Raw genomic sequence first — 5,806 nt, 5'->3', positions numbered from 1 at the left:
TCGCACGACCTCCACCCCGACAATGTCCTCACTGCGACATGTTCCTTGCAGATATCGCCAAGCCTAAAGTGCCAAAGTAGTGCTAGCGCTCCGTTCGACTTCGATAGTTCTTCGACCGACGAGACAACATCCGCTCGAGCATCCTCACCCTCGATCTTTATGAAGGCGGTGGCCAGCTCCAGAACCAGCTGTGCCAGCCCTGTTGCGCTCCGACTATTGCAGGAACGTCGGAAAGTAACGATGCCCATGGATTCGCGCTCATCGCCATCGACGAACATGCTCGTCCGGAATGCGCAGCTTGAACGAAACAGCGATGAAGAGCCCCCAGCTGATCCCGCTCCTCGCGCCCCAGCATCCCGTTGCCCAGCCGATTGCGAATCGCCGACGAAAACCAGAAATCAACCAATTCCGACTTTTTCAACGGCCCTATGTGACTTCCTGCGCAACACATGTGCCGCGCAAGGTCGTGACTGATTGTCTGCTCGAGCTCAGGATGGATGTACGACCGGCGTGATCTGGCGAGGTGCGGCCGCGTGGCTTGCCAAGTGGGGGGCAAACACCCAAGCTCACCGGCTGAGTGGAGGAGAACATCGAGGAAACGCTCACCTATTTCTGTCTGCCGCTGATCCACCGCAAGCACATGAGTTGACCAACGTCCTCGAACGCCTCAACGAGGAGATCAGGCGGCGCACCTATATCGTGCGAACCACGCTGAGAGCTGGGTGCGACTCATCCGAGCGCTGACCATCGAGCTCCACGAGGCTTGGCTCGAAGACCATCGCTATTTCAATATGAATCTGTTGAAGGAGCACAAGAAGGAGACGTTACGCTAGGCGGCCTGACCATGCTCGGGCCCACCAAGCCGATAACCCCCTCTCCGCCGCCCAACCAGACCACATGTTCACGCACAGAACTTCGCGACGATTAACTCCTTGCAGTCGAGTTATGCTGCGCAAGTTATTCTTGCGGAGGATCAGACCGAGCCTTGCGTCATCAAGGATTCCTGATCAGTGGGCGTCAATCTGCCAAGCCTGAGGGGTAGTTTCCCTTGCGGCGATTTGTCAGTCTGACGACGCCTTCTTTGCTCTTGCGAGCTCCCCTTCGGAGAGCATCGCCGTACCGATGATGTTCTCCCTCACCAATTGCGCGATCTCGGCGTCGGAAAGCCCGAGAAGCCCTGATAAGATCTCTCTGTTATGCCGTCCGAGCGTTGGCGGCGCCGTGCGGATCGCATAGGGTCTTGCACCCTCGCGAATCGGCATCGAGGGCTGCGGATGCAAGCCTATGAAAGCCCGTTCGACTTCCTGCAGAAATGCGCGCGACCTGAGATGCCGATCATTGAGCAGGTCAATTGGCAGCCGGGCCACGCCGGCGGCCACCTTTACGGCTTGCAACTCGGACAGGGCCTCGTCCGCATCGCGGGTGAGCGTCCAGGCTGCGATGCCTGTCTCGATGGCATCCTCAATAGCCCAGCGAGCTTCGGCTGATTTCAGCGATGCGTCCGCCGCCCAGTCAGGCCGGCTAATAAGCAGCGCAAGCCTACGCCACATGTCCGCGTCGGTCGCCGCCACTACGATCCAATTGTCCTCACCCGAACACCGGAAGCAGCCGTGCGGCACGAACTGAGGATGTCGATTGCCGTATCTTGTCGGCGGCATACCGCCAATCGACTGGACGGTGATCCATGGCGCCGCAAACGGCATCATGCATTCGATCTGCGCGAGATCAATGAACTGTCCTTGCCCGGTATTGCACGCGTGAATCAGTGCGACCAAAACTGCAGCGCAGCCGTTCAATCCGCCGACGGGATCCCCGAAGGCGGTGTGGCTCATAACGGGGGGCTCATCGGAGCTTCCAATCACGCTGGGCAACCCCGATGCTTGCTCGAGAGTCGAGCCGTTGGCCCGGCAATCGCGATGAAGGCTGTCCGCACCAAAGGCTGACATCGACATCATGACTAGCCGAGGGTTAAGCGTTCTGAGCACGTCGTAACCAAGCCCGAGCTTCGGCAGCACATCGACTGAATAGTTGCTGACGACAATATCGGCGCCGACCAACAGTCGCTTGGCAAGAGCGAGGCCTTGTGGCCGCGTCAGGTCAAGCGTGATACCGCGCTTGTTGCGAACCATGATGCAGAAGCGTGCCGTCTTTTCGTACATTTGGCCGTCGACGTAAGCAGACCTTCGGTCAAACCGCGCCACCAGTCCGGATACTGGATGGCCTCAATCTTGATAACGTCCGCGCCGAGATCCGCCAGTGTGCGCGTACACAACGGGCCTGCCCAGCCCATCGAGAAGTCGATAACGCGAATTGCGTGCAACGGCTGCGGGAAGGCATCGATGCAGCCGGACGGCGCCGACGCAGTGCCGGCCAGGCGCCTTCGCGTATTCCCGAAAGCCTGCTGCTCGCCGGGAGCCGGAACCCTTCCGCCCCGGCGCGGCGGCGTCAATGTCAGCCGCTGCATCGAACCAGCGGTCAGGCCCTCTTCCTCGCCAAGCAGGACAGGCACTATCGCGCCACGCGCCTTCTTCTCTGCTGGGTGTTGAAGATTTCTGGCCTGCCATACCGTGCCAAAGCGTCGTCGAGCGCAGCGAGACAGAACGAGGTAGCCATGGTATTGGAGATACGCCACGCCAGAACCGCACGGCTCGCCCCAGTCGATGATGGCGACGAGATAAAGAAAACCGCGGCCGATCTGCAGACACATGATGTCGGCCGCCCACACCTGGTTCGGCCGGTCGATCGTCATGTTGCGCAACAGAAAAGGATAGATCTTGTGGCGCGGCGGCAGCTTCGTTGTGTTCGGCTTCGGTCCCAGCGCCGCGATGCCCATCTTGCGCATCAACCGCTGCACGCACTTGCGATTGACCTGAAGTCCCTCAGCCTTCAGCATAGCGGTCATTCGCCGCGAGCCCAGGAACGGCCAGGCGGTGAACAGCTCGTCGATTCGCCGCATCAGGGCAAGATCGTTGTCGTTGGCCGGCCGTGGCGGCCGGTAGACCCCAGAACGCGCAATGCCAAGCAACACACATTGCCGGCGGATCGACAGCGCCTTGTCGGCGCGATCGAGCATTCCTCGACGGCCGGCGTGCTCATCTTCCGGACCTCCGCGCTAAAAAATCGCCGCTCGACCTCAGCTGGCCGATCTCGCGTTCGAGCGTTTCCTCGCTCTCCGCCCGACACCCGAGTCAAAGGCCCGCGCCGCCTGTTCCAGCAGTTGCTTCTTCCAGGCATAGATCTGGTTCGGGTGAGCCCCATAGCGCAGGGCCACATCGGCCACCGTCGCCTGCTCCCGTACCGCTTCCAGCGCGATCTTTGACTTCAGTGCCGCGTCTGCGGATTCCGAGACGATGGTGCGCACCGTACCGATTTGATGGCGCGCAGGGTTCCGAAATGATCGCGCGCAGCATTCCGAGCATTCTCCGCGCAGCATTCCGATTTGATCGCGCGCAGTTTCGGATGGTGTGAGGCCTGATCGTTGGGCCATTTCTCCGGCTGGAAACAGCTTGGAGAATTGGATGCCGACGAGGAGGGTTATCATGCGCCAGGTGCGCGAGATTGTGAGGTTGAGCCTTGAGGCTGGGCTCTCGACGCGCGTGGTTGGCGAGCGTGTCGGCGTCGGACCGACGACGGTACGTGACACGCTGAAGCGGTTTGCGCGCGCGGGTCTGGCATGGCCAGTCCCGGAAGCGATAAGCGACGCCGAGCTGGAGCAGCTGCTGTACGGGGTGCCTGGCGTGAAGCCGGGCCGCCGCAAGGTGGCCGAGCCTGACTGGTCCGTTATTGCCCGCGAGCTCAAGCGCAAGCACGTGACCTTGCAGGTGCTGTGGGACGAGTACATTGCAGAGCATCCGGACGGCTACCGGTACAGCCGGTTCTGTGACTTGTTCCGCAACTGGGAAGGCCGGCTGCCGCTCGTGATGCGCCAGCACCACGGCGGGGGCGAGAAATTGTTTGTCGACTATGCCGGCGACACGGTGCCGGTGGTTGACCGTAAGACTGGCGAGGTGCGTGACGCGCACATCTTCGTCGCGGTCATGGGCGCATCCAGCTTGTCGTTCGCGCTGGCGACGTGGACCGAGCAGCTCGGCGACTGGATCGCGGGACATAACGCGGCCTTCAGCTTTTTTGGCGGCGCGACGCAACTGCTGGTGCCCGACAACGCCAAGGTCGCGGTGATCAAGGCCTGCCTCTACGACCCTATGGTCAACCGCAGCTACAGCGATATGGCGCAGCATTACGGCACGGCGATTTTGCCGGCACGGCCGCGTCGCCCGAGAGATAAGGCTAAGGTTGAGGCCTGCGTCGGAATCATCGAGCGCTGGCTGCTGGGGCGGCTGCGCAACCGAACTTTTTACAGCCTGGCCGAACTCAACGGTGCGATCGCCGAGTGGCTGGCCAAGCTCAATGACGGACGGGTGCTGCGCCAGTATGGCCGCACACGGCGCCAGTTGTTCGAGGAAATTGACGCGCCGAATCTTAAACCGCTTCCCGGCGAGCCGTGGGTCCATGTCGAATGGCGCCGATGCCGGGTCGGGCTCGACTATCACGTCGAGATCGAGCGACACTACTACTCGGTGCCCTATCGCTTCGCCCGTCGCGAGGTAGAAGCGCGGATCTGTGCGCGAACGGTTGAAATCTTCCTGGGGGGCGAGCGTATCGCCGCGCACATGCGCGGCAGCGGCAACGGGCGGCACACGACGATCAGCGCCCACATGCCTTCCAGCCACCGGCGCTACGGCGAGTGGACGCCGGCAAAGATCCGCAGCGAGGCAAGCCGGATCGGCCCGATGCTGCGCCTGCTGATCGACCGGATCATCGAGGATCGGCCGCATCCCGAACAGGGCTATCGTTCGTGCCTGGGGATCATCCGTCTTGAGAAGCGCTTTGGCGCCGAGCGCCTCGAGGCGGCCGCGCTGCGCGCGATTGAGATCCAGGCTCGCAACTACCCAAGCGTCAAATCGATCCTCGAGAAGGGGCTCGATCGCGTTGCAACGCCCGCGTCCCCCGAGTGCGAGCCGATCATACACACCAACATCAGAGGCTCGGACTATTACCACTAAGGAGAGAAAATGCTGACACACCCCACACTCCACTTGCTTACCCGGCTCGGCCTTACTGGCATGGCCGAGGCCTTCACGAGCCTCGCCGAGAACGAGGAGGTCCGGGGTCTCGCTCACGCCGAATGGCTGGCGTTGCTGCTGGACCATGAAGCGACTTGAACCGGCGCCTGGCGCTTCGTCTTCGCAAGGCAAAGCTGCGTCATCATGCCGTGCCCGAGGATATCGACTATCGCGCCCCCCGTGGGCTCGACCGCCGCTTGTTCGACATGCTGCTCAAAGGGAGACTGGATCAAAAACCATGAGAATTGCGCCATTGTCGGGCCAACCGGCGTCGGGAAAAGCTGGCTTGGCTGTGCGCTTGGTCACAAGGCCTGCCGGGACAACCACTCTGTACTTTACACTCGGCTGCCGCGGTTGTTCGAAGAACTGGACCTTGCCTGGGGCGATGGCCGACTCACTTCGCGGATGAAGAGCATCGCCGCCGTCGAGCTGCTGATTTTGGACGATTGGGGCCTCCAAGCCATCGACGCCAATGCCCGTCATTATCTGCTCGAAATCCTTGAAGACCGTTACGGCCGTCGATCAACACTCGTCACCAGCCAGCTTCCAATTGCCAAATGGCATGAGCTCATAAATGACCCAACTTACGCTGATGCCATACTTGATCGCCTGCTTCACAACGCTCACACCCGGACGGTCACTTCAAATTCCCCCACCTGTGGTCGCGCAAACTCCCCCACTTG

Annotated in this window: 5 protein-coding genes and 2 pseudogenes; 3 read left to right on the top strand and 4 right to left on the bottom strand. The window is 61.3% G+C overall.

The window, feature by feature from the left end:
* Positions 1-278 (bottom strand): hypothetical protein (locus tag KJQ96_RS37870; protein WP_213291091.1); only part of this gene is annotated, 278 nt, incomplete at its 3' end.
* Positions 279-415: 137 nt separating this feature from the next.
* Between KJQ96_RS37870 and KJQ96_RS41110 the strand changes: the two are divergent.
* A pseudogene (locus tag KJQ96_RS41110) lies at positions 416-833 on the top strand (transposase); the annotation flags it as partial.
* Between the two features lie 228 nt (positions 834-1,061).
* Here KJQ96_RS41110 and KJQ96_RS41635 read toward each other — a convergent pair.
* Genes KJQ96_RS41635 through KJQ96_RS37855 form a run of 3 tightly spaced genes read right to left on the bottom strand, consistent with a single transcriptional unit; the run spans position 1,062 to position 3,433 of the window.
* Positions 1,062-2,129 carry a CaiB/BaiF CoA-transferase family protein gene (locus tag KJQ96_RS41635; RefSeq protein ID WP_256441742.1) on the bottom strand — a complete coding sequence of 356 codons (1,068 nt, stop codon included), beginning with the start codon at positions 2,127-2,129 and terminating at the stop codon, positions 1,062-1,064.
* Positions 2,093-3,073, bottom strand: coding sequence for an IS3 family transposase (locus tag KJQ96_RS41630; protein WP_256441741.1), 981 nt, complete (start codon positions 3,071-3,073; stop codon positions 2,093-2,095). The genes KJQ96_RS41635 and KJQ96_RS41630 overlap by 37 nt, the downstream gene beginning before the upstream one ends.
* Before the next feature lie 60 nt (positions 3,074-3,133).
* Positions 3,134-3,433 (bottom strand): transposase, encoded by a 300-nt coding sequence (locus KJQ96_RS37855; protein WP_213291090.1) that lies wholly within the window; start codon positions 3,431-3,433, stop codon positions 3,134-3,136.
* Between the two features lie 106 nt (positions 3,434-3,539).
* On the opposite strand from KJQ96_RS37855, the gene istA reads away from it, so the two are divergent.
* Together istA and istB are read left to right on the top strand one after the other, a co-directional pair.
* Positions 3,540-5,063, top strand: a complete 1,524-nt coding sequence (gene istA / locus KJQ96_RS37850; protein WP_213291089.1) for an IS21 family transposase — start codon at positions 3,540-3,542, stop codon at positions 5,061-5,063.
* Between the two features lie 9 nt (positions 5,064-5,072).
* Positions 5,073-5,806, top strand: a pseudogene (gene istB / locus KJQ96_RS37845) (IS21-like element helper ATPase IstB); the annotation flags it as partial.

The sequence above is a fragment of the Bradyrhizobium sp. sGM-13 genome, assembly GCF_018398875.1.
Taxonomy (GTDB): Bacteria; Pseudomonadota; Alphaproteobacteria; order Rhizobiales; family Xanthobacteraceae; genus Bradyrhizobium.
The sequence above is the reverse complement of the archived record's forward strand: the minus strand, read 5'-3'. Positions and strand labels throughout refer to the sequence as shown.